This window comes from Dyella marensis, from assembly GCF_900112865.1.
Lineage (GTDB): Bacteria > Pseudomonadota > Gammaproteobacteria > Xanthomonadales > Rhodanobacteraceae > Dyella_D > Dyella_D marensis_A.
Genome location: NZ_FONH01000017.1, coordinates 28,529 through 51,309, shown reverse-complemented (window position 1 = coordinate 51,309; position 22,781 = coordinate 28,529). Strand labels below are relative to the sequence as shown.

Here is a 22,781-nt window from a genome sequence, read left to right as displayed (position 1 = left end):
TTTATCCGTCAAGCGCGAGGTCGCAGCAAAGCTTCGATGCGCACACGCACGAGCGGCGCCGCCAGCGCCGAAGCTGCCAGCATCAAACCGCCGATGATGAGCAAGCCAACCCATTGAAGAGTCGCTGCATACGCGCTGATATCAAACTGGCGCAGCAAGCCACCCACGGCCAATGAGGCGGCCAATGGCATGGCGACATCGAAGACGTACCAGCGCGTCCGCTCGCCGCCCAGCAGCTTCCGGTGCATGAGCGGCACGACCAGCAGGACGTACGCACCGTTCAATGCCAGCCAGGCCCATGCTGCTCCGGTCGCTCCGTATCGAGGAACGACAACCAGCAGCACCGGAATCATCAGGACTACCGCGACGACGTTCGCCCGCGCCATCAACGACGTCCAGCCAGCGGACAGCTGAAGATAATAGGGCACCGTCATCATGCCGTTGAGCATGGTGCCCAGCGTAAGCACTGCGGTAATGACATAAACGCTGTCGGCCAACGCCATATCGCCGGTCCACAGCCGCAGCGCCTGTCGTCCATAAAGCACGACGAACATGGCTGCGCTGCCCAAGGCCACGCTCACCAGCTGCGCGGAAAAATGATACGCATCGACCAGCGTCTCGCTTTTTCCGTCCGTCCAATACTTGGTGAATCGCGGGTAGAACGCCTGGACGATGGGCACCACTAATCCCAACGGCGCCTGTGCAATCGTCGCCGCGAAGGTGTAGCGGCCGAATACATCCAAAGGGAGCAGCCTGGAAAGCAGCACTTTATCCAGGTTCGACAGCAACAGCGCCATGCCGGTAATCAGCATGACGCCGCCGGCAAATTGCTTGACGGCATGCAGTTTCTCCAGGGAAAACCCAGAGCGAACGCCCGTCGACGGCAGACGCCTATACACGGCCCATGCGAACAGCGCAACCGAAACGCAGGCCACCAGCAGCTGCCAGGTAAAGAAAGCGGAAGCACCGGCGGAAACGTTGGCGAGCACCCACCAACTGCCTGCGCCCCGCAATGTAGCAGCGAACGCCAGCACTACATTCAGGGCGACTTGCTGCTGGAGACCGATCAGCGCACTGCGGTAGACGTTCTCGACCAGCCTCAGCCCGACGATACCTCCCATCAACAGAATGGAATGGACAGCGACCGGTTCGGGAATCCTCTCAAGATGCAGCCACGAGGCCGCCAGCCATGGCGCCAGCAGGGCCACGAACAGGAGAACCGCGAAGGCCAGCGCCAGCACCACCCATTCGATGGTGCGCAGCAGCGTTCGCGCATCCGCAGCGTCATGATCGAGATTGACGCGAGCCATTTCCCGTCCGATCGACGGTGCCATGCCGAGATCGAGCAGCGACAGCATTCCCTGCAGCACCAGGAACACGCCGACCAGGCCATAGGCCTCGGCGCCCATATACCGGATGTATAGGGGCACGAAGGCAATGTTCATCAGCGCGGCCCAGCCCGCGCCCAGGTAGTTGGCGATAACGTTCCTGCGCAGGCTCACCCTGAGTGCGCTCGAAGAAGGAAGCCGGAGAACGCCATCGCCTGATCGCTCGCTGGAGTCGGTTCGGCAGCCGCCGCCTTAACCCATGCGGCGGAGATAAGCGTTCGGCCAGTACGTGACCCGCTCGGTGATCCTGCCCTCGTTGAAGGGGAACGCAGGCTCTTCGAGGACGAAATCCTTGCGTTCCGCCAGGAAATCCTTCACCGCGAACTGTGGATTGTCGGTAATCCACTCGGGCTTGGTCCGCTCGCCGCCGACCACCTCCTGCATGATGCCGTCACAGGCAACGATGTACGAATCCACAGCCACCATGTCGGCATACGCGCGGAGCTCCGCCAGCACGTGCTCGCGCGTGTGATTGGAGTCCAGGATCACCAGTACTTTCTCGCCCGGACGGATCAGTTCTTTCACCGAAGCGACCACCGCAGTATCCACGGAAGATCCTTCGATCATCTGTATCCGCTTGTACATCTCGTGCGCCTCGATGGCCTGCCGGTTATGGCTGCGAATCTCGATATCGACGCCAATCACGCGGCCATACCCCATGGCCTCCATCAGCCCGGCGTAGAAAATCAGGCTGCCACCGTGGGCGATCCCGGTCTCCACCACCACGTCGGGCCGGATGCTGTAGATCAGCTCCTGGATGCGCAGCATGTCCTCGGGCAGCTGGATCACCGGCCGCCCCATCCAGCTGAAGCTGTAGACGTACTTGTTGTCCCATCCGCTCCTCAGCCAGGCCTGGGAAATCAGCTTGAACGCTTCCGGTGTGCCGATCCCGAACTGCTGCTCGCCCTCGGGCGTCTCCAGGGCGACCACGCCCTTGCTCATATCGATCTTCAGCATGCCGTCGTTTTCCTGTATTCGTTGACCAATCCGCCGATCGCCGGAAGCACGGGCGATGGCTTGAATGAGAACTCGCCCGCGATGCGTGAAATATCGATGGCGGTCGAGATAGACCTGGGCGGCGATTCCATCACGGAAGATGTCGCACCCGACGCACGCAGCACCTCGGCCAGCACGGCCTCGTGGGTGAGGTTCACTCCGGACGCCACGTTGTAGCAGAACGATTTGCCTTCGACGGCAATCCTGGGCAGCACGGAGACGACGTCTTCGAGCAGCACATAGTCCTTCGCGGAATCGAGCGAGCTCCTCAACGCGACGTGCCCGCTGGTGCAGGCATCCCGGATGAGCTGGCCGACAAAGGTGTTCGAGTTGAAATTGTTGCCCACCACGTTCGACAGCCGCGCGACCCGCACGCCAGCCCTGCCGCTGGCGCGGCAAACGGCCTCTCCAGCCAACTTGGTCAAGTCGTAGAGCTGCTCGGCGTCGTTGGGATTGACGAAGATGTCAGCCGCCTCCGTACCATCCGAGGCGTTACGGTAGATCCGCGCCGACGACAGATACAGGAAGGAATCGAACCTGCCTTCGCGCAGCAGCCTCGACGGAAGCGCCGTATTCGCCTCGACGGCATCGAAAGGCCGCGTGCGGAAGTCCGCGGTCACCCCAGCGGCGAAGATCACGTGCCCCAGATCCGCATCAGCAAGCTCCTGCCCTCTGGCGGGAGCATGGACCGCCATGCCGCTCGAACGGAGCGCATCGACCAGCGCACTTCCGATGAAGCCGCCGGCACCGATCACCGTGAACTTCATTGCCGTTCCCCCAGCACCTTCAGCGGCGAGCCGCCATAGATCTTGAAGGCCTCCAGCACGCCCCGAACGATCGAGCCGGCCGCGATCACGCAACCCTCGCCAATCACCGCGCCGTCGAGCAGCACACAGTTCGCCCCGATCCAGACATCGTCGCCGATCTCGATGCCGCCCTTGCTCGGACGAAAGCCCTGGGCACGGATCGGCACATCGCGGCGGGAAAACTCGTGATTCACCGGCGCAAAGGTGCAATTGGCCGCGATGGCCACCCCTTTGCCGATGCGCACGCCGTTGCCGGTATAGATCACGCACCCGGAGTTGATCACACTGTCCTCGCCGACGATCACGTCACCGCTGCCGCCAGCCGGCTTGATCTTGACGAAGGCGTCGATGACAGCGCCCCTGCGGATCTCGATCCTGGTGCCGCGCACGGAATCCTCGATATCCGCAAGCGGAGACACCCGCGCCGATGGATCGACGACAATCATGCGGGCACGATCTCCAGCCGAGGCACGGCGACCACGAAGGAACCGCCCCATTCGCGGATGTAGGCCAGCTGTTGCATCACTTCCTCGCGGATGTTCCAGGGCAGGATCACCACGTAGTCCGGCTTGTCGCGCTTGAGCTCATCTTCCACGACCACGGGAATACGGCTGCCGGGAAGATACTTACCCTGCTTCGAGGGGCTGCGATCGACCACAAAAGGCAGCAGATCGTTCTTCACCCCGGCATAGTTCAGCAAGGTGTTTCCCTTGGCCGCCGCGCCGTAGGCGGCGACACGGGCGCCCTGCTTGCGCGCTTTCAGCAGGAACTCGAGAAACTCGTTCTTCACCGTTTCGGCCGCGCGCTGAAACTGTGTGTAGAACACTGGCGTGGTCACGCCGGCCTGCTCTTCCTCCGCAAAAATCCGCGCGACGTTCGCCGTGACCGCACGCCCAGCCGTATCCGCACGCTGGCCGTATACACGCAAGCTGCCGCCATGTGTCGAAAGTTCTTCGACATCGAAAATCTGCAGGCCAGAGGCCTCCATCACGCTGCGAATGGCCGTCAGCGACAGATAGGAGAAGTGCTCGTGATAGATGGTATCGAACTGGCACTGCGCGACCAGTCGCAGCAGATGGGGAAACTCGAACGTGACGACTCCTGCCGGCTTGAGCAGGGTCGCGAAGCCCTTCACGAAATCGTTGATGTCGGGCACATGGGCCAGCACGTTGTTCGCGGCCATCAGGTCGGCCTGCTGCCCGGCGCGGCAGAGCTCTTTCGCCAGCGCACTGCCGAAAAACTCCTCGACGACCGCAATCCCCTTCGCCCGTGCACTGGCGGCCGTGCTCGCCGTCGGCTCGATACCGGTACTGCGCACGCCGCGAGCCTGGAAGTACTGCAACAGCGAGCCGTCGTTCGAGGCCACCTCGACCACATGGCTGTCGCCGTCAAGCTCGAAGCGATCGATCATCGCCTCGGCATAGCCTCGGCAATGTTCCAGCCAGCTGACCGAAACGCCGCTGAAGTAGGCGTAGGTGGCGTCGAACAGCTCACGCGCATCGGCATAATCGTCGGTCTGCACCAGCCAGCAGGATTCACACACCAGCACGCGTAGCGGGAACCAGCGCTCGGAGGCCTTCAGCGCCTCCTCGGTCAGGTAGGCATTGGAAGGCGGCGCGCTCCCGAGATCGACGAAAGTCAGCTTGAGCGACGCATCGCAGTGTCGGCATTTCACGTCAATACACCCTTGAATGAAGCATCGATGCGCGGGTGGGAACCGTCACGCACCGACATATCCGTTATTTCTCCGGGCCAGGCGATCGCGATCGCCGTGTCCTCGGGATGAACTCCCATCTCCGCGCCCGGCTCGTAAGCGGCGGTGTGCAGGTAGAGCATCTCGCAGTCGTCGGTCAGTGTCTGAAATCCATGAGCGAAGCCTTCCGGGATAAACAGCGATTCGCTTCCGTCCCCATCGAGCAACACGCCATGCCAATGCAGAAAGGTACCGGAACCCTGCCGAAGATCGACCGCCACATCGAAGACCTTTCCCCTGACGCAGGTGACCAGCTTCGCCTCCGCATGCTTGCCCATCTGCAGATGCATGCCGCGCACAGCGCCCTTCTTCCTGGTGAGCGTCCGATTGACCTGCCGCACCACGCGGTCCCCGAACACCCCGCTCAGATCGGCTTGATCGTAGAGGCGCTCAAGATAGCCCCTGGCATCGGCGCGCGGAAGCCGCCGCAACTGGAGCAGCCCCGGCAGCGGAGTGGGCTCGACCACGAACCTATCCATGGGCGACGCGCCCCTGGGCATAGGCTTCGATCTGCCTCTCGCACACCCGCTGCATGTCCTCGCCAGCGCGGAATGACTTGTGCCACTCCACGGTAGCGCCAAGGGCCTGGGACAGGGTCCAGCGGGGATGCCATTGCAGCAGGGAGGCCGCCTTGGAGGAATCGAGCCTGAGCACGCCGGCCTCGTGGAATCCTTCCTCGTGCGATGCAGTGACTTTCGCGCCGGCACCCCAGAGTTCCGCCACCTGGATCGCGACTTCCTCGACGGTGCAGACGCTCGACGGCTCCGGACCGAAGTTCCACGCCTGCGCGTACTTCTCGCCATCGCTCGCCAGCAGATGCTCGGCGAGGGTCAGATAGCCGCTCAGCGGCTCGAGCACGTGCTGCCACGGACGTATCGCCCCAGGACGGCGCAGGTGCACCGTCTCGCCCGCTTCGAAGGCGCGTATGCAATCGGGCACCAGCCGGTCGGCGGCCCAGTCGCCGCCACCGAGCACGTTGCCCGCGCGCGCCGTGGCCAAGGGGACGACACCATGCAGATAGCTCGACCGATAGCTGGCGGAAACGATCTCCGCGGCAGCCTTGCTGGCGCTGTAAGGATCGTGCCCACCCAGCGGCTCGCTTTCGGCGTATGCCTGGCCGTCCTCTTCGTTCCGGTAGACCTTGTCCGTGGTGACGACGATGATCGCCTTGACCGAACCCACGCGCCGGCACGCTTCCAGCAGATGCGCAGTACCCATCACATTGGTGGCGAAGGTACCGACGGGATCCGCATATCCGACCTTGACCAGCGGTTGCGCCGCCAGGTGCAGCACCACCTCGGGTGCGGCGCGCTCAAGCGCGGCCGTCAGCGTCGGCAGGTCCAGCAGGTTGGCCCGGCAGTCCGTCGCCAGGGTCTCGGCGATACGCCCCCGCTCGAACAGCGAAGGCTCGCCGATCGGATCGAGCGCATAACCATGAACTCGAGCCCCTAGCCCGCGCAGCATCAGGCTGAGCCAGCTGCCCTTGAAGCCCGTATGGCCGGTGAGCAGCACCGAACGGCCAGACCATGCATGCGCGCTCATGGATGCCACACCTTCCAGGGCGCGGCGCCCGAAGACCACAGTTCCTCCAGCGCATTTTTTTCGCGCAGCGTGTCCATCGCCTGCCAGAACCCTCGATGCTCGAACGCCATGAGCTCGCCCATCTCCGCCAGCCGCGACAGCGGCCCGAGTTCCCATACCGTGCCGTCACTCTCGATCAGGTCCAGGCACTTAGGCGAGAGGACGAAAAAGCCTCCGTTGATCAGCCCGCCATCGCCCGGCGGTTTCTCCATGAAGCCGCTGACGGCATGGCCATCCGTGCGCAATGCGCCGTAGCGCCCCGGCGGCTGCACGGCCGTGATCGTGGCCAATTTTCCGTGCGACCGATGGAATGCCATCTGCGCGGCGATATCCAGGTCGGACACGCCATCGCCGTAGGTGAAAAAGAAGAACTCCTCATCCTTCACATAAGGAGCGACACGCCCCAGGCGGCCGCCGGTCATGGTGTCGTCCCCGGTGTCCACCAGCGTGACCCGCCATGGCTCCGCGTGCTTCTCGTGGACGGACATCTGATTGTTGGCGATATCGAATGTCACATCCGACATGTGGAGGAAATAATTGGCGAAGTACTCCTTGATGATGTAGCCCTTGTAGCCGCAGCAGATCACGAAGTCGTTGACGCCATAGGCGGAGTAGATCTTCATGATGTGCCACAGCATCGGCTTCCCGCCGATCTCGATCATCGGCTTGGGCCTGAGGTGCGTCTCTTCGGATATGCGAGTTCCCAATCCACCCGCGAGTATCACTGCCTTCATGATGTTCCATCCTCAAACAGAATCAAGCCAACCGGCACTTCGCCGCGCCACTGTTCAGTGGGCAGAGACCATGACCCGGCGATAGCACTTACGGGCAAAGCTCAAGGCGCCGACGAAGATCGCGATCACTCGCGCGCGATCCAGGAGGCGCAGCCAGAGCACCGTCGACGGACGGACAAGTTCCATCATCCGGCTTTCATTGCGAATCCTGTCGAAACCGATCTTTCTCGACGCCATCAGGATGCTCAGGTTGCGCTTCAGCGCCAGCACGGGCAGCCACCGCGCCGGAAGCTCGCCGGCTGAAATCGCCTTTCGATAGAGCGCATATTCGCTCAACGCGACATTCGCGATATCGACCGGATTCGGCGCGCGCGCCACAGAAGCATTCTCGCCGTCATTATTCCAATAGCCGGTCACTCGTTTCGATATATACGAATGGCGGCTGGCAAACAGGCAGGTCAGGATAAAGCCGTCTGCGACATTGCCGAGTTCGGGATAGAAGAAGAAGCGCTCCCGCAATGACGAACGGAACAAGACATTCGTGATCAGTGGATAGTGGCCGAGCAGGCACTTCAGTACCGCCGTACCCTTGCCGCACCGCCCTTCCCGCCAGTAATCCAGCTGACTCTTCTCTACGCGATCGCCGATCTTCGTCAGCGCATTGCAGGCGACGAAATCGACATCCGCGTTCTGCCGGAAGCGTTCAAGCGCTTCCTCCAGGAAACAGGGCTCGTACACATCGTCATCCGGCAGCATCGCGAAGAAATCGCCATCGACCAGGTCGCGGATGGCGTTCATATTGGGAATCATGCCGATGTTCTGCGGACGGCGGATATGCCGGATGCGCGCGTCGCGCCTCGACAGCTCGCCGAGCACCTCTTCCGTGCGGTCTTCGGAATGATTGTCCAGCACCACCACTTCCAAGCCGGGAACCGGCTGCGCCAGGACGCTTTCAACGGCTCGGCGGAGCTTGTCGGCCCGGTTGAAGGTGGGAATGAATACCTGGATCTTCATGCGGCATCGATACCGATGGTCGCCCGGTCTACGATGTCCGGATCAGGCATCACGGCGATAGGTCAGGGCTGTAATCTGCTCCGATACCAGGCCGATCAGGAAGACGATCACGGCCGCGCTCCACAGCAGCGTGCTCATGTTCGTCAGCCGTCCCTCGTGGATGAACGTCCAGGCGTAATTGAGGCAGCCCAGCAGGAAGAACACCACGCTGGCCGGCACGAACAGCTTGAGCGGGGAATACAGCGTGGCGATCTTGAAGATGATCAGGAGAAAGCGCATGCCGTCGCGCAAGGGCTTGATGTGGCTCTTGCCGATGCGCTGCGCGGCCTTGATCGGCAGATAGGCGACGGGATACGCGCTGCGGAAGAAAGCCATGGTGCTGGTGGTCGGATACGAGAACCCGTTGGGCAGCAGATGCAGGAACTCCCGGAACCGGCTCGCACGCACCGCCCGAAACCCCGACGTCAGGTCCGCCACCACATGCCCCGTCATCCGCGTCGCCAGCCAGTTGTAGATGGTATTGGCCACGCCCCGCCCGACGCCGGCCTGGCTGCCCCAGTCGCGGGCGCCGACCACCATGTCGTAGCCTTCGGCCAGCCTGGCCAGCAGGCGGGCGATGTCGGCGGGGTCGTGCTGGCCGTCGCCGTCCATGAAGACCAGGATGTCGCCGGTGGCGGCGCGGGCGCCGCGCTTGATCGCCGCGCCGTTGCCCATCGAATACGGCGAGGACTGGCACTGGACGCCGGCGGCGGCGCAGATCTCGCGGGTGTCGTCGGTGGAGCCATCGTCCACCACGATGATCTCGGCGTCCGGCTGGGCCGCCCGCAGGCGCGGCAGCAGGGTCTTCAGGGCCGCGGCCTCGTTCTTGGCCGGCAAAACGATACTGATACGGTCCAAAATGACTCCCCCGAGCGTAAACGCGAATGATAGCCTGCCTGCACAGGGGCGGCTGTGGCCGAATTGACGAAACCACCACTTTTTCGCGACGCGGCGGCCACGCCGCAAAGCCCTGCGAAGCCGGCCAAACTGTGCATGGAGTCACCTTCCCGTCATTGGCCCCGACGGAAGGGTGACCGGTCGCGACATCTGCGGTAAATTCCCCGCCAATCAGGGGGCTGGACGACATTCAGATCATGGCGACGCAAATGCAACCGTCTCTGGCAGGGCTGTCCGGCATGGCCCGGCGCCTGGTATCGGAGGGGGTCCTCCCCGAGCCGGACGTGCGCAAGGCGGTGCTCGACTCGACCCAGGGCAAGACTTCGCTGACCGCCTGGCTGCTGGATCACGGCCTGGTCGACAGCGGCCGCCTCACCCAGCTCGCCTCGGCCGAGTTCGGCATGCCGGCGATGGACGTGTCCGCGCTGCAGCCGGCCAACATGCCGCTGAACCTGATCAGCGAGGCACTGATCAACAAGCATCACGCCCTGCCCCTGTTCCGCCGCGGCAAGCGCCTGTTCGTCGGCATCGCCGATCCGATGCAGTCGCATGCGCTGGACGAGATCAAGTTCCACTCCAACTGCATGGTGGAACCGATCCTGGTCGAGCGCGCCCAGCTGCACCGGGTGATCGAGGGCGCGCTCAGCTCGATGAGCTCCTCTGTCCCCGACCTCGGCGGCGACGGCCTGGAGGAGCTGGCGCTCGAAGCCGGCGACGACGACGGCGATTCCACCGGCATCGACGCCACGGCGAACGACGACGCCCCGGTGGTCAAGTTCGTCAACAAGATCCTGGTGGACGCGATCAAGCGCGGCGCCTCGGACATCCACTTCGAGCCGTTCGAGACCAATTACCGGGTGCGCCTGCGCATGGACGGCATGCTGCGCGCGGTGGCCAGCCCGCCGATGAAGCTGGCCACGCGCATTTCCTCGCGCCTGAAGGTAATGGCCGGCCTGGACATCGCCGAGCGCCGCGTGCCGCAGGACGGCCGCATCAAGCTCAACCTGTCCAAGAGCCGCTCGGTCGACTTCCGCGTCAGCACGCTGCCCACGCTGTTCGGCGAGAAGATCGTGCTGCGTATCCTGGACGCCTCCACCGCCAAGCTGGGCATCGACAAGCTCGGCTACGAGGAAGTGCAGAAAGAGCTCTACGTCAACGCGATCCACAAGCCCTACGGCATGGTGCTGGTCACCGGCCCCACCGGCTCGGGCAAGACCGTGTCGCTGTACACCGCGCTCAATATCCTCAACACCAACGAGCGCAACATCTCCACGGTCGAGGATCCGGTCGAAATCCGCGTCGAGGGCATCAACCAGGTCCAGCAGAACACCAAGCGCGGCATGACCTTCGCGGCGGCCCTGCGCTCCTTCCTGCGCCAGGATCCGGACGTGATCATGGTCGGCGAAATCCGCGACCTGGAAACCGCCGAGATCGCCATCAAGGCCGCGCAGACCGGCCACATGGTGCTGTCCACCCTGCATACCAACGACGCGCCGCAGACCATCTCGCGCCTGATGAACATGGGCATCGCGCCCTACAACATCACCTCGTCGGTCACGCTGGTGATCGCCCAGCGCCTGGCGCGCCGCCTGCACGACTGCAAGAAACCGCTGGACCTGCCGGCGGCGACCCTGCTGGCCGCCGGCTTCACCCAGGAAGACATCGACGCCGGCCTCACCCTGTACGAAGCGGTCGGCTGCGACAACTGCAACGAGGGCTACAAGGGCCGCGTGGGCATCTACCAGGTGATGCCGATGCTGGAGGACATCCAGAAGATCGTGCTGCAGGGCGGCAATGCGATGCAGATCGCCGAGGTGTCGCGCAAGGCCGGCATCAACGACCTGCGCGCCTCGGCCCTGCTGAAGGTCAAGCAGGGCGTCACCAGCCTGGCCGAGATCGACCGCGTCACCAAGGACTGAGGCCGGCCCGGCCGCACAGGACGGGACGCCGGTAACATTGGAGTTGCGTGCCAAGGCACGGATTGCCTGGGGATATTTGCACTAAGCTGCATGAAATTTGCCGCCGGCTCCTGGCCGGCAAGCTCGAAGGGGGAATTCTCGTATGGCCACAGCAGTCACGGCAGCCAAAGACGCTCGCGCCCGCGGCGCGGCGCGCGCCGCCGTCAGCCAGTTGACCATGTACGACTGGATCGCGCTGGACAAGCGCGGCAAGCGCATGAAGGGCGAGATGCCGGCGAAGAACGCTTCGCTGGTGAAGGCGGAACTGCGCCGCCAGGGCATGAATCCGCAGACGGTGCGCGAGAAGTCCAAGCCCCTGTTCGGCGCCGCCGGCAGCAAGGTCAAGCCGCGCGACGTCGCCATCTTCAGCCGCCAGATCGCCACCATGATGGCCTCCGGCGTGCCGATGGTGCAGTCCTTCGACATCATCGCCGACGGCCAGAAGAACGTCCGCTTCAAGAACATGCTGGTCGATGTGAAGCAGAACATCGAGGGCGGCGCCGCGCTGCACGAGGCGCTGGGCAAGTATCCCGTCGAGTTCGACGAGCTCTACCGCAACCTGGTGCACGCGGGCGAATCCGCCGGTGTGCTCGACACGGTGCTGGACACCGTGGCCACCTACAAGGAGCGGATGGAGGGCATCAAGAGCAAGATCAAGAAGGCCCTGTTCTATCCGGTGATGGTGCTGGTGGTGGCCATGCTGGTCAGCATGATCCTGCTGCTGTTCGTGGTGCCGGTGTTCCAGCAGACCTTCAAGGACGCCGGCGCGGAACTGCCGGCCCCGACCCAGATCGTGATCTCCGCCTCGCAGTTCATGCAGAGCTACTGGTACGTGGTGATCGGCGTCATCGTGGGCAGCATCGTCGCCCTGGTGATGGCCAAGAACCGTTCGCCGGCAGTGGCGCACTTCCTGGACCGCGTGATGCTCAGGCTCCCGGTCATCGGCAACATCCTGCGCCAGTCCGCCATCGCCCGCTTCGCGCGCACCCTCGGCGTGACCTTCCGCGCCGGCGTGCCGCTGGTGGAAGCGATGGAGGCGGTGGCCGGCGCCACCGGCAGCATCGTGTACGGCGATGCGGTCCGGCAGATGCGCGACGACGTCGCGGTCGGCCACCAGCTGCAGCTGGCCATGCGCCAGACCGGCCTGTTCCCGAACATGGTGGTGCAGATGACCGCCATCGGCGAGGAATCCGGCGCCCTGGACAACATGCTGTTCAAGGTGGCCGAGTTCTACGAGGAAGAGGTCAACAACGCCGTCGACACCCTCTCTACCCTGCTCGAGCCGCTGATCATGGTGATCCTCGGCGTGCTGGTGGGCGGCATGGTGGTGTCGCTGTACCTGCCGATCTTCAAGCTCGCGGGCACGGTGTAAGCTCTCGCATCCGAGCCCCTCTCCCGTCGGGAGGGGGGCTTTTTTTATAGCCCTCGAAATCATCGGCGCGAAATGACGATGCCTGAGCTTCCCCTTTGGGCCTGGATCACCGTGGCGGCCGTGCTCGGCCTGCTCGTGGGCAGCTTCCTCAACGTGGTGATCCTGCGCCTGCCCGAGCGGATGACGGCGATGTGGCGCAGCGAAGCGCGCGACGTGCTGGAACTGGACGCCGAAGAAGCCGCGCCCCTGCCCCCGGGCATCGTGTTCGAACCCTCGCACTGCCCGCAGTGCAAGCACCGCCTGTCGGCCCTCGACAACATCCCGGTGTTCGGCTGGCTGCTGCTGCGCGGCCGCTGCCGCTACTGCCAGGTACCGATCTCGATCCAGTACCCGCTGGTGGAATTGCTCAGCGGCGTGCTCAGCGCCGTGGTGGTGTGGAAGTTCGGCCCGACCCTGCCGGCACTGGCCGGCCTGGTCTTCACCTGGATGCTGATCGCGCTGGCCGGCATCGACTTCCGCACCCAGTACCTGCCGGACCAGCTTAACTATCCGCTGCTGTGGCTGGGCCTGCTGCTGAGCCTGCTGCCGATGTTCGTCTCGCCCACCGCGGCGATTATCGGCGCCGCCGTCGGCTACCTCAGCCTGTGGAGCGTGTACTGGCTGTTCAAGCTGGCCACCGGCAAGGAAGGCATGGGCTACGGCGACTTCAAGCTGCTGGCCGCGCTGGGCGCGTGGATGGGCGCGGGCGCGCTGCTGCCGATCGTGCTGTTGTCTTCGCTGGTCGGCGCGGTGGTCGGCGGCACGCTGATCGCCCTGCGCAAGCACCAGCGCGAGCTGCCGATGCCGTTCGGGCCGTTCATCGCCATGGCCGGCTGGCTGTGGTTCGTGGCCGGCGACGGCCTGCTGCACGCCTATATGCAGCTGACCGGCCTGCGGTGAACGCGCCGCGCTCCTACGTCGTCGCGCTCACCGGCGGGATCGCCTCCGGCAAGAGCGCGGTGACGCGCCGCTTCGAGGCGCGGGGCATCGCGATCTACGACGCCGACATCGCCGCGCGCGAAGTGGTCAAGCCCGGCAGCGAAGGCCTGGCGGCGATCGTGCAGACCTTCGGCCCCGGCGTGCTGGACGACAGCGGCCAGCTCGACCGCGCCGCGATGCGCCGGCGCGTGTTCGCCGACGACATGGCGCGGCGCCAGCTCGAAGCCATCACCCACCCGCGCGTGCGCAGCTGGCTGCGCGAACGCGCCGGCACCGACCATGGCCCGTACTGCCTGCTGGCGATTCCGCTGCTGGCCGAGAACATCGCGCATTACCGCTGGGTGGACCGCATCCTGGTGGTCGATGCGCCGGAAGAAGCGCAGCTGGCGCGGCTGGTCCAGCGCGACGGCATCGACGAGCCGCTGGCCCGCCGCATGATCGAGCGCCAGGCGCGCCGCGAAGAACGGCTCGCCCTGGCCGACGACGTGATCGAGAACCACGGCGAGGAAGCGGCCCTGGATGCCGCCGTCGCCACCCTGCACGAACGCTATCTGGCGCTGGCCAGGACGCAGGCCTGAGCGGCGCCGCTCAGCGGTTCCAGAAGCCTCGGATACCCGCCACGCCCTGCCCGCCCGCAGCGCGTGCGCGCTCCATATCCGCCGCACTCATGCCACCCAGCGCATAGACCGGCAGCGCAGCCGCCTCGGCCAGCGCGGCGAAAGCCGGCCAGCCCATGGCGGCGATATCCGGATGGGTCGCGGTGACGGCGACCGGCGACAAGGTCGCGAAATCGGCGCCCGCGCCCAGCGCCCGCGCCAGTTCGCCGGCATCGTGGCAGCTGGCTCCCACCGGCTGGTTCCACGGCAAGGGGCGCGCCGTCCATGCATCCAGTTGGGAGGCCTTCAGTTGCACGCCGATGCCGGGGCCGAGCGCGCGAGCGCCCTCGACATCGCCGTTCAGCAGCAGCTGCGCACCGCGGCTCGACGCCTCCGGCAGCAGCGCCGCGGCCAGCTCGCGCAACCGCGCGTGCGGCCATAGCGGCAGGCGCAGCTGCAACAAACGCTCGCCCCGCGCCAGCGCATCGCGCAGCATGCCGGCGCAGGCATCGAAGGCCTCCGGCGGCAGGTCCGCAGGGGTGATCGGATAATGCGGCGGCAGGCGCAAGGCCTGCAGGATGGCGCGGTCGGCCGGCGCCAGCTGCGCCAGGTCGACCGCCTGCGGATCGGCCCACTGCAAGGCCTCGTGCTCCAGCGGCAGTGGCTCGCGCTCCCACTGACGCAGCAGCCAGGCATCGAGCAGCAGCCGCTTCTCGCCGTAAGCCCAGGGCACCCGGGTCAGCGGCTCGGCCGGCCCGATCGCGATGCCCAGTTCTTCAAGCAGTTCGCGCGCCAGCCCAGCCTCGGCCGTTTCGCCGGGTTCGAGCTTGCCGCCGGGAAATTCCCACGTGCCGGCCAGGTGCTTACCAGCCGGCCGCTGCGCCAGCAGCACGCGTCCGGCCGGGTCGACCAGGACGCCGGCCATGACGTGGATGACGGAACTAGGCGGCGCTGCGCTCAAACGCTGCTGCGGACGTACTCGACCATGTCGAAGTCGTAGGCGTGATCGGCGTCTTTCTTGTGGTGGCTGCGGCTGAGCTCGGTCCAGTCGCTGAAATGCACGCCGGGGAAGAACGTGTCCGCGCCGTCCACCGCCACGTTGACCCAGGTCAGGTACAGGCGCTGCGCCTTGGGCAGGGCCGCCTTGTAGACCTCGCCGCCGCCGATCACCATCAGCCCCGTGCCGCTGGCGCGGGCCAGGCCCTCCTCCAGCGAACGCACGGTGACCTGGCCCGGGAACGGCGCTTCATGCTTGCGCGTCAGCACCAGGTTGGTCCGCCCCGGCAGGGCGCGGCCGACCGACACCGCCGTGTTGTAGCCCATCAGCACGAACTTGCCGAGGGTCAGCTCCTTGAACCAGCGCAGATCGTCCGGCAGATGCCAGGGCAGCTGGCCCTTGCGGCCGATGGCAGAGTTCTCGTCGAGCGCGGCGATGAGCGAAATGGCCATGAAGACTCCAGATGGGCGAACCGGATGGGGACGCACGAGCGGCCATGCGGGGGTCGGCGCGCGCTAGCCGCGCATTGTACTCACGAACACGCTCCCGGCGGTGCCGCCACGGCTCGGATTGGCCTGATCGGACATCCGCTCAGACCGCGACGGGAGCCTTGATGGCCGGATGCGGCGCATAGCCCTCGATCGCCACGTCCTCGAAGCGGAAGTCCTCCAGCGCCCGCACCCCGGGGTTCAGCCGCAGCGTCGGCAGCGGCCGCGGCTCGCGGCCCAGCTGCAGCCGGGCCTGCTCGACATGGTTGCTGTACAGGTGGGCATCGCCCAGCACGTGCACGAAATCGCCCACGCCCAGGCCGCAGACCTGCGCCACCATGTGGGTGAGCAGCGCGTAGCTGGCGATGTTGAACGGCACGCCCAGGAAGATGTCGCCCGAGCGCTGGTACAGCTGGCAACTCAGTCGCCCCTCGGCGACGTAGAACTGGAACATGGTATGGCAGGGCATCAGCGCCATCCGCGGCAGCTCGCCCACGTTCCAGGCATTGACGATCAGCCGGCGCGAATCCGGATTGCGGCGAATCTCCTCCACCACCCAGCGGATCTGGTCCACGGTGCCGCCGTCGGCAGTGCGCCAGGCGCGCCACTGCTCGCCGTAGACCGGGCCCAGCTCGCCGTTCGGGTCGGCCCACTCGTCCCAGATGCTGACGCCGTGTTCCTTCAGATAGGCGATGTTGGTGTCGCCGCGCAGGAACCAGATCAGCTCGTGGATGATCGACTTCAGGTGCAGCTTCTTGGTGGTGACCAGCGGAAAACCCTGGCGCAGGTCGAAGCGCATCTGCCAGCCGAACACGCTGCGCGTGCCGGTGCCGGTGCGGTCGGCCTTGACGGTGCCGTGTTCCAGCACATGGCGCAGCAGGTCGAGATAAGCGCGCATGGGTTACTCCTTCGCCGGCATCGCCACGGTGTACGGCCGCAGCGTCGGCGCCTTGCGGGACATGAACAGCAGCACCAGGCCCACCACGATCAGCGGCAGCGACAGGATCTGCCCCATGGTCAGCCAGCCGAACGCCAGGTAGCCCAGCTGCGGATCCGGCAGGCGCACGAATTCCACCGCGAAGCGGAAGCAGCCGTACAGCAGCGCGAACAGGCCGGAAATCAGATAGCGCGGCCGCGGCTTCATCGACACCAGCCACAGCACGGTGAACATCACCACGCCCTCCAGCAGCATCTCGTACAGCTGCGAGGGATGGCGCGGCAGGCGGTCGGGCGCGTTGGGGAAGATCATCGCCCACGGCACGTCGCCGGGCTTGCCCCACAGCTCGCCGTTGATGAAGTTGCCCAGGCGGCCCAGCCCCAGGCCGATCGGCACCATCGGCGCGACGAAATCCACGGTGTCGAAGAACGGCAGCTGGTGCCGGCGCGACCACCACAGCCCCGCCGCGAGCACGCCGACCAGGCCGCCGTGGAAGCTCATGCCGCCGTCCCACACGCGGAACAGCGCCACCGGGTCGGTCCAGATCCAGTGGATGTCGGTATAGAACAACATGTAGCCGACGCGGCCGCCCACGATCACGCCCATCATCGCGTAGAACAGCAGGTCGCCCAGCGCGTCGCGCGTCACCGGCAGGCGGCCCTGGCGGCGACGGTACTCGGCCAGCAGCCAGGCGCCGAAGAAGCCGCCCAGGTACATCAGCCCGTACCAGTGGATCGCGAGGGAACCGAGGCGGAAGGCCACGGGGTCGATGGCAACGGTGTAAGGCAGCGACATGAGCACGCGGGGGGAAGCCGGCAAAGCCCAAGTGTAGCGACACCGGGACCATCCCAGACAGAAGCGGCTCCGATAAGCGCGGCCCGACAGGCACGGTCGACGCCCTGCCCGCCTTGGCTATACTCGCCCGCGAACGCGGCCGCGGACCTGGGGAGGCTTCCGCGCGACGCGCCGACGGATTCGGCGCGCCGGCGCGTTCGGCACGGTGGGGGCAAGCTCCCGGCCACCGGCCGGATTCAGGGAGCACCAAACAGGGGAAAACACATGCCGTATCGTTTCGCGCGGACTGCGCTGTCCGTGCTTTGCCTGCTCGCGCCGGCCGCCGCCTGCGCCGCCGACCTGGTCCCGGTCGAGGACTTCGCCCGCCATCCGCAGATCTCCATGCCGCGGCTCTCGCCCGACGGCAAGTACGTGGCCGTCCGCGCGGATACCGACGACGGCGACAACCACGCCCTGGTGGTCTATCAGATCAGCGACATGAGCGCGCCGGTCAGCACGTTGCGCATGCCCAAGTACGAGCTGCCGACCAGCATCGTGTGGGTCAGCCCGACCCGCCTGGTGATCGAGAAGGGCAAGCAGTTCGGCTCGATCGACAAGCCGATGTCCACCGGCGAGATCATCGCCACCGACGTCAACGGCAAGAACCAGGACTACCTCTACGGCTACGAGAGCAACCTCGGCACCCGCGGCGGCACGCGCGGCGCCGACCACGGCTGGGGCTCGATCGACGGCCTGCCCGAGCAGGCCAACGGCCATTTCTACATGGGCAGCCAGTCCTGGGACACGACCAACCAGAGCTCGCTCTACGACGTCAATGCGCAGAAGAACACCCGCGCGCTGATCGGCGACATCGGCGTGGGCGGCATGACCTTCATGACCGGCGCGGACGGCAAGGCCCACTTCGCCTACGGCCACGACGAGAACTACCAGTTCGTGGTCTTCCATCGCGAGAACAACGCCTGGGCCAGGCTCGGCGTGCAGAGCACCGGCGCCAGCTTCGCGCCGATCGGCTTCACCCCCGATCACCAGCACATCTATGCCAGCTACAGCCCCGACGGCGGCCCCGTGCGCCTGGTCGAACAGGAAGAAACCGGCGGCAACCGCCGCGAGCTGGGCAAGGACGAGTTCGGCAGCGTCGGCATGCTGCAGTGGTCGCCGCTGCCCAGCCAGCCGTTCGCCTACAGCGCGCTGACCGGCGTGCCCCGGCTGGTCTACACCGATTCGAACCTGCCCACGGCCAAGCTGCACATGGCGCTGAGCCTGAAGTTCCCCGGCAAGGTGGTGGACTTCATCAACTACAGCGAGGACGGCGGCCAGCTGCTGTTTTCCGTCACCAGCGACCGCGACCCGGGAGCGTACCTGCTGATCGATACGCATACCTACAAGGTGACCAAGCTGTTCGATGTCGCGCCGTGGATCGACCCGAACAAGATGGCCGAGCGGCGCCCGCTGCGCTTCAAGGCCAGCGACGGCATGGAGCTGGAAGCGATCCTTACCCTCCCCAAGGGCGCCGGCGAAGCCAACCTGCCGATGGTGCTGCTGCCGCACGGCGGCCCGCACGACGTGCAGGACACCTGGTTCTACGACGACGATGCGCAGTTCCTGGCCAGCCGCGGCTACCTGGTGCTGCAGGTCAACTACCGCGGCTCCGGCGGGCGCGGCGCGAACTTCAAGGAAGCCGGTTACCTGAAGTGGGGCACGCGCATCCAGCAGGACCTGATCGACGGCGTGAAGTGGGCGATCGCCGAGAAGTACGCCGACGCCTCGCGCATCTGCGTCTACGGCGGCAGCTTCGGCGGCTACTCGGCGATGATGACCACGATCCGCGCGCCGGGCATGTTCAAGTGCGCGGTCGGCTACGCCGGCATCTATGACCTGGACATGATGTACAACAAGGGCGATATCGCCTCCAACAAGCGCGGCCGCAACTACCTGCGCACGGTGATCGGCAGGAACGACGCCGACCTGGCCGCCAACTCCCCCGACAAGCTGGCCGACAAGATCGACGTGCCGGTGCTGCTGGTGCATGGCGAGGCCGACCAGCGTGCCCCGTTCGCCCAGGCCAAGGCCATGCGCGCGGCGCTGGAGGCGGCGCACAAGCCGTACCAGTGGCTGTCCAAGTCCGGCGAAGGCCACGGTTTCTACGACGAGAAGAACAACATCGAGTTCTACAACACGCTGCAGGCCTTCCTCGACAAGTACATCGGTCCGAAGGCCAGCGTGGCCTCCAACTGACTGTCGCGAAACTGACGAAACATGACCCCAGGAAAGGGCGCCACGGCGCCCTTTCCGCGTTTTTGTCCTACCCATAATCAACGCCTGCAATAACTTGCGATGACAAACCTGACGCGACAGTAAGGTTGCAGGACGCTGTCACCTTGTTTTAACTTCGGGCTTACATCGCCCCGCTCCCCGGCTTCGGCGATGACGCGGCACGTCCACTTCCCCGGTGGGACGTGCCATCCCAGATATCCAGGCGACCAGCGCTAAGTAGCTGGCGGTTGGCTATTTTTTGTTCGGAGTTCGCATAACAATGAAGCAAAAGACCCTGCTGGCCACCGCCATCGCCGCAGCGCTCCTGCTGCAGACCTGGTCTATCGCCGCCCAGGACGCCGCCCCCGCCGCCGACCAGTCCAAGGCCAAGAGCCTGGACACCGTCACGGTCACCGGCTCGCGCATCCGCAGCGTGGACGTCGAGACCTCTCAGCCGATCTTCACCATGGACCGCCAGGCGATCCAGGCGACCGGCCTGACCAATGTCAACGACATCCTGGCCCGCATGCCGTCCGCCGGCACGCCGGACCTCACTCCGCAGGACACGCTGGCCTCCGGCACCGACGTCGGCGGCCGCTACGTGAACATCCGCAACCTCGGCTCGACCCGCACCCTGGTGCTGGTCAACGGTCGCCGCTGGAGCACCACCCTGGGCGGCCTCACCGACCTGTCGACTATCCCGACCTCGATGATCGAACGCATCGAAGTGCTGAAGGACGGCGCCTCCTCGGTCTACGGTGCCGACGCCATCGGCGGCGTGGTCAACATCATCACCCGCGACCGCTTCGAAGGTTCCGAGGTCAACGCCTACTACGGCCAGAACGAGAAGGGCGACGGCCAGCAGAAGAACATCGACTTCACCTGGGGCCACAACACCGGGAAGAACTCGCTGATCCTCGGCGCGTCCTACCAGGACACCAAGCCGATGTGGAACCGCGACCGCGAGGAAACGCGCTACGCCAACAGCCCGCGCCACATCGACGACAGCCTCGGCGGCGGCCCGTGGGGCCGCGTGACCAACCCCGCCGACGGCCAGGACTACATCCTCAACCGCGGCGGCAACTCGGCCAACTTCGCCGACTACCATCCGTTCACCGGCGCCCCGTCCGACCTGTACAACACGCAGGGCGACATGACCTTCCGCGCCGGCACCAAGCTGAAGAACCTGTTCCTGCAGGACCGCTACAAGCTCACCGACAACATCACCCTGCGCGGTTCGGCCAGCTACAGCGTGCGCGATACCTCCAGCCAGCTGTCGGGCTATCCGCTGCAGACCGGCAACACCGGCCTGACTATCGACCCGAACAACGCCTACAACCCGTTCCCGGGCGAGCAGACCAGCTTCTACCGCCGCACCATCGAACAGCCGCGCGTGACCTGGGCCAAGTCCAAGCTCGCCCACGTCGACATCGGCGCCGAAGGCTTCTTCAACTTCCTCGGCCACGAGTGGAACTGGGACGCCACCTACACCTACTCGCAGACCAAGGCCCGCCAGGTCTCGTCCGGCAACTTCTACCTGCCGAACGCGCAGAAGGCGCTGGGCCCGACCACCATCGTCGATGGCCAGGTCGCCTGCGCCAGCGCCGCCGACCGCGCCGCCGGCTGCGTGCCGTGGAACATCCTGGCCGGCCCGGGCGGCACGCCCGCCTCGGTGTGGAACTACATCAACTACACCGGCACCGCGCGCCAGGTCAGCAAGACCGACGACTTCAGCGCCAACCTCACCGGTGGCCTGTTCGACCTGCCGGCCGGCACGGTCAGCATCGCCGGCGGCATCGAGCACCGAGGCGAGAAGGGCAGCTTCCGTCCCGACCCGATGGATTCGGCCGGCCTGACCACCAACCTGGCCAGCGACCCGACCAGCGGCAGCTACGTCGTCAACGAGGCCTACCTCGAGCTCGATGTGCCGCTGCTGCGCGACCTGCCGGGCGCGCAGGAGCTGGGCGTGAACGTGGCCAGCCGCTACTCGCACTACAGCAACTTCGGCAGCACCACCAACAACAAGTACAGCTTCCGCTGGCGTCCGTTCGAGGACCTGCTGGTCCGCGGCACCTATGCCGAGGGCTTCCGCGCGCCGACCATCAACGACCTGTACGCGGGCAGCGGCCAGAGCTTCGAGACCTTCCTCGATCCGTGCGATTCGGTGTACGGCGCCCGCGCCGGCAATGCCACCGTGGCCGCCCGCTGCGCCGCCGCCGGCGTGCCGGCGAACTACCGCCAGATCGACAACGGCACCGGCCAGCCGATCACCAACAACACCGGCGGCCAGACCGCGACGCCGTTCATTTCCGGCTCCAACGCCAACCTGAAGCCGGAAACCTCGATCACCCGCACGCTCGGCTTCGTGTACAGCCCGCACTACGTGTCCGGCCTGGACTTCACCGTGGATTACTACAACATCTACGTGAAGAACATCATTACCTCGGTCACCGCGTCGAGCATCCTCAACTACTGCTACCTGCAGAACGACACGTCCTTCTGCGACCGCTTCAACCGCGGCGCCGACGGCGTGATCACCAACCTCAACGAGAGCCTGTCGAACCTCGGCACGCTGAAGACCGAGGGCTACGACGTCGGTATCCACTACCGCCTGCCGCAGACCCGCTTCGGCACCTTCCGCATCGCGTCGGACAGCACCTACCTGACCAAGTACGAGACGGTCAGCGGTCCGGGCGCGCCGGCGGTCAATGCGGTCGGCTTCATGAGCGACGGTATCGGCGGCCTCAACGCCGGCATCAACGGCCTGTACCGCCTGCGTTCGAACATGCAGCTGGACTGGGACTACAAGGAGTTCGGCGCGAGCTGGACGGTGCGTTACTTCTCGGGCCTGAAGGACAGCTGCTACACGGCCACGGTGGAGTGCAACATGCCTGACTATGTGGCTCCGGGCCTGGTCGGCGTGGGCGTGAGCCGCAAGGGTTCGCTGGCGTTCAACGATGCGCAGTTCCGCTATACGGCGCCGTGGAAGGGTGTGTTCACGGTTGGCGTGAACAATGTCTTCAACAAGAAGGGGCCGTACTACTACAACGTGACGAATTTCGGCAGCGGCAGCCCGCCGTACAATCCGTCGTTCGATATCGACCGTTATTTCTACGTGTCGTACAACCAGAAGTTCTAAGCTCGAAAGAGTTTGAGCAACTGATGAGGCGGGCCTTCGGGCCCGCCTCTTTTTGCGAGA

At 65.4% G+C, this 22,781-nt stretch carries 20 protein-coding genes; 6 read left to right on the top strand and 14 right to left on the bottom strand.

Annotated features, from left to right (window positions below; genetic code table 11):
- Nucleotides 1-8 precede the first annotated feature (8 nt).
- The 10 genes from BM172_RS17545 to BM172_RS17500 all read right to left on the bottom strand — a co-directional run bounded on the left by BM172_RS17545 (nucleotide 9) and on the right by BM172_RS17500 (nucleotide 9,169).
- Nucleotides 9-1,502: an oligosaccharide flippase family protein gene (locus tag BM172_RS17545; RefSeq protein WP_026633478.1), complete on the bottom strand. Its 1,494-nt coding sequence runs from the start codon at nucleotides 1,500-1,502 to the stop codon at nucleotides 9-11.
- A gap of 78 nt (nucleotides 1,503-1,580) precedes the next feature.
- Entirely contained in the window at nucleotides 1,581-2,345 is a 765-nt protein-coding gene (locus tag BM172_RS17540) for a cephalosporin hydroxylase family protein (RefSeq protein WP_026633479.1), read from the bottom strand.
- A complete protein-coding gene (locus BM172_RS17535; protein ID WP_026633480.1) occupies nucleotides 2,339-3,151 on the bottom strand; it encodes an NAD-dependent epimerase/dehydratase family protein in 813 nt (270 codons plus the stop codon). Before BM172_RS17535 ends, BM172_RS17540 begins: the two co-directional genes overlap by 7 nt.
- Entirely contained in the window at nucleotides 3,148-3,636 is a 489-nt protein-coding gene (locus BM172_RS17530) for an acyltransferase (RefSeq protein ID WP_026633481.1), read from the bottom strand. The genes BM172_RS17535 and BM172_RS17530 overlap by 4 nt, the downstream gene beginning before the upstream one ends.
- A complete protein-coding gene (locus BM172_RS17525) occupies nucleotides 3,633-4,865 on the bottom strand; it encodes a class I SAM-dependent methyltransferase (RefSeq protein ID WP_026633482.1) in 1,233 nt (410 codons plus the stop codon). The genes BM172_RS17530 and BM172_RS17525 overlap by 4 nt, the downstream gene beginning before the upstream one ends.
- Complete coding sequence (locus BM172_RS17520; RefSeq protein ID WP_197022825.1) at nucleotides 4,862-5,410, bottom strand: dTDP-4-dehydrorhamnose 3,5-epimerase family protein; 549 nt, start codon at nucleotides 5,408-5,410, stop codon at nucleotides 4,862-4,864. The genes BM172_RS17525 and BM172_RS17520 overlap by 4 nt, the downstream gene beginning before the upstream one ends.
- 4 nt (nucleotides 5,411-5,414) lie before the next feature.
- Nucleotides 5,415-6,485, bottom strand: a complete 1,071-nt coding sequence (gene rfbG, locus BM172_RS17515) for a CDP-glucose 4,6-dehydratase (RefSeq protein WP_035322347.1) — start codon at nucleotides 6,483-6,485, stop codon at nucleotides 5,415-5,417.
- A complete protein-coding gene (gene rfbF, locus BM172_RS17510; RefSeq protein ID WP_026633484.1) occupies nucleotides 6,482-7,258 on the bottom strand; it encodes a glucose-1-phosphate cytidylyltransferase in 777 nt (258 codons plus the stop codon). Before rfbF ends, rfbG begins: the two co-directional genes overlap by 4 nt.
- 54 nt (nucleotides 7,259-7,312) lie before the next feature.
- Nucleotides 7,313-8,272, bottom strand: coding sequence for a glycosyltransferase family 2 protein (locus tag BM172_RS17505; protein ID WP_026633485.1), 960 nt, complete (start codon nucleotides 8,270-8,272; stop codon nucleotides 7,313-7,315).
- A gap of 42 nt (nucleotides 8,273-8,314) precedes the next feature.
- Nucleotides 8,315-9,169, bottom strand: a complete 855-nt coding sequence (locus BM172_RS17500; protein WP_026633486.1) for a glycosyltransferase family 2 protein — start codon at nucleotides 9,167-9,169, stop codon at nucleotides 8,315-8,317.
- A gap of 236 nt (nucleotides 9,170-9,405) precedes the next feature.
- Here BM172_RS17500 and pilB point away from each other — a divergent pair, with 236 nt between their 5' ends.
- The 4 genes from pilB (at nucleotide 9,406) to coaE (ending at nucleotide 14,094) form a co-directional block, all read left to right on the top strand.
- On the top strand, nucleotides 9,406-11,127 hold the full coding sequence (pilB, locus tag BM172_RS17495) for a type IV-A pilus assembly ATPase PilB (protein ID WP_026633487.1): 1,722 nt from the start codon (nucleotides 9,406-9,408) through the stop codon (nucleotides 11,125-11,127).
- 142 nt (nucleotides 11,128-11,269) lie between these two features.
- A complete protein-coding gene (locus BM172_RS17490; protein WP_026633488.1) occupies nucleotides 11,270-12,538 on the top strand; it encodes a type II secretion system F family protein in 1,269 nt (422 codons plus the stop codon).
- Between the two features lie 78 nt (nucleotides 12,539-12,616).
- Entirely contained in the window at nucleotides 12,617-13,477 is an 861-nt protein-coding gene (locus BM172_RS17485; RefSeq protein WP_026633489.1) for a prepilin peptidase, read from the top strand.
- Entirely contained in the window at nucleotides 13,474-14,094 is a 621-nt protein-coding gene (coaE, locus tag BM172_RS17480) for a dephospho-CoA kinase (RefSeq protein ID WP_026633490.1), read from the top strand. Before BM172_RS17485 ends, coaE begins: the two co-directional genes overlap by 4 nt.
- A 10-nt stretch (nucleotides 14,095-14,104) precedes the next feature.
- On the opposite strand, the gene BM172_RS17475 is transcribed toward coaE, so the two are convergent.
- The 4 genes from BM172_RS17475 to lgt all read right to left on the bottom strand — a co-directional run bounded on the left by BM172_RS17475 (nucleotide 14,105) and on the right by lgt (nucleotide 17,329).
- Nucleotides 14,105-15,073, bottom strand: a complete 969-nt coding sequence (locus BM172_RS17475; RefSeq protein ID WP_269320404.1) for a Nudix family hydrolase — start codon at nucleotides 15,071-15,073, stop codon at nucleotides 14,105-14,107.
- A complete protein-coding gene (locus tag BM172_RS17470) occupies nucleotides 15,070-15,561 on the bottom strand; it encodes a dihydrofolate reductase (RefSeq protein ID WP_026633492.1) in 492 nt (163 codons plus the stop codon). The genes BM172_RS17475 and BM172_RS17470 overlap by 4 nt, the downstream gene beginning before the upstream one ends.
- 139 nt (nucleotides 15,562-15,700) lie before the next feature.
- Nucleotides 15,701-16,495, bottom strand: coding sequence for a thymidylate synthase (locus BM172_RS17465; RefSeq protein WP_026633493.1), 795 nt, complete (start codon nucleotides 16,493-16,495; stop codon nucleotides 15,701-15,703).
- A 3-nt stretch (nucleotides 16,496-16,498) separates the two neighbouring features.
- On the bottom strand, nucleotides 16,499-17,329 hold the full coding sequence (gene lgt / locus BM172_RS17460; RefSeq protein ID WP_026633494.1) for a prolipoprotein diacylglyceryl transferase: 831 nt from the start codon (nucleotides 17,327-17,329) through the stop codon (nucleotides 16,499-16,501).
- Between the two features lie 264 nt (nucleotides 17,330-17,593).
- On the opposite strand from lgt, the gene BM172_RS17455 reads away from it, so the two are divergent.
- Together BM172_RS17455 and BM172_RS17450 are read left to right on the top strand one after the other, a co-directional pair.
- Nucleotides 17,594-19,564, top strand: a complete 1,971-nt coding sequence (locus BM172_RS17455) for an alpha/beta hydrolase family protein (RefSeq protein ID WP_035322349.1) — start codon at nucleotides 17,594-17,596, stop codon at nucleotides 19,562-19,564.
- Between the two features lie 298 nt (nucleotides 19,565-19,862).
- Complete coding sequence (locus tag BM172_RS17450; RefSeq protein WP_026633496.1) at nucleotides 19,863-22,721, top strand: TonB-dependent receptor plug domain-containing protein; 2,859 nt, start codon at nucleotides 19,863-19,865, stop codon at nucleotides 22,719-22,721.
- Nucleotides 22,722-22,781: the final 60 nt, after the last annotated feature.

Excerpts from the sequence above, each read along its gene's own strand:
- rfbG (WP_035322347.1), bottom strand. The coding sequence starts at position 6,485 with ATGAGCGCGCATGCATGGTCTGGCCGTTCGGTGCTGCTCACCGGCCAT.
- BM172_RS17470 (WP_026633492.1), bottom strand. The coding sequence starts at position 15,561 with ATGGCCATTTCGCTCATCGCCGCGCTCGACGAGAACTCTGCCATCGGC.
- rfbF (WP_026633484.1), bottom strand. The coding sequence starts at position 7,258 with ATGAAGGCAGTGATACTCGCGGGTGGATTGGGAACTCGCATATCCGAA.
- BM172_RS17530 (WP_026633481.1), bottom strand. The coding sequence starts at position 3,636 with ATGATTGTCGTCGATCCATCGGCGCGGGTGTCTCCGCTTGCGGATATC.
- BM172_RS17490 (WP_026633488.1), top strand. The coding sequence starts at position 11,270 with ATGGCCACAGCAGTCACGGCAGCCAAAGACGCTCGCGCCCGCGGCGCG.
- lgt (WP_026633494.1), bottom strand. The coding sequence starts at position 17,329 with ATGTCGCTGCCTTACACCGTTGCCATCGACCCCGTGGCCTTCCGCCTC.
- BM172_RS17450 (WP_026633496.1), top strand. The coding sequence starts at position 19,863 with ATGAAGCAAAAGACCCTGCTGGCCACCGCCATCGCCGCAGCGCTCCTG.
- BM172_RS17505 (WP_026633485.1), bottom strand. The coding sequence starts at position 8,272 with ATGAAGATCCAGGTATTCATTCCCACCTTCAACCGGGCCGACAAGCTC.
- BM172_RS17485 (WP_026633489.1), top strand. The coding sequence starts at position 12,617 with ATGCCTGAGCTTCCCCTTTGGGCCTGGATCACCGTGGCGGCCGTGCTC.
- BM172_RS17540 (WP_026633479.1), bottom strand. The coding sequence starts at position 2,345 with ATGCTGAAGATCGATATGAGCAAGGGCGTGGTCGCCCTGGAGACGCCC.
- BM172_RS17465 (WP_026633493.1), bottom strand. The coding sequence starts at position 16,495 with ATGCGCGCTTATCTCGACCTGCTGCGCCATGTGCTGGAACACGGCACC.
- BM172_RS17455 (WP_035322349.1), top strand. The coding sequence starts at position 17,594 with ATGCCGTATCGTTTCGCGCGGACTGCGCTGTCCGTGCTTTGCCTGCTC.
- pilB (WP_026633487.1), top strand. The coding sequence starts at position 9,406 with ATGGCGACGCAAATGCAACCGTCTCTGGCAGGGCTGTCCGGCATGGCC.
- BM172_RS17535 (WP_026633480.1), bottom strand. The coding sequence starts at position 3,151 with ATGAAGTTCACGGTGATCGGTGCCGGCGGCTTCATCGGAAGTGCGCTG.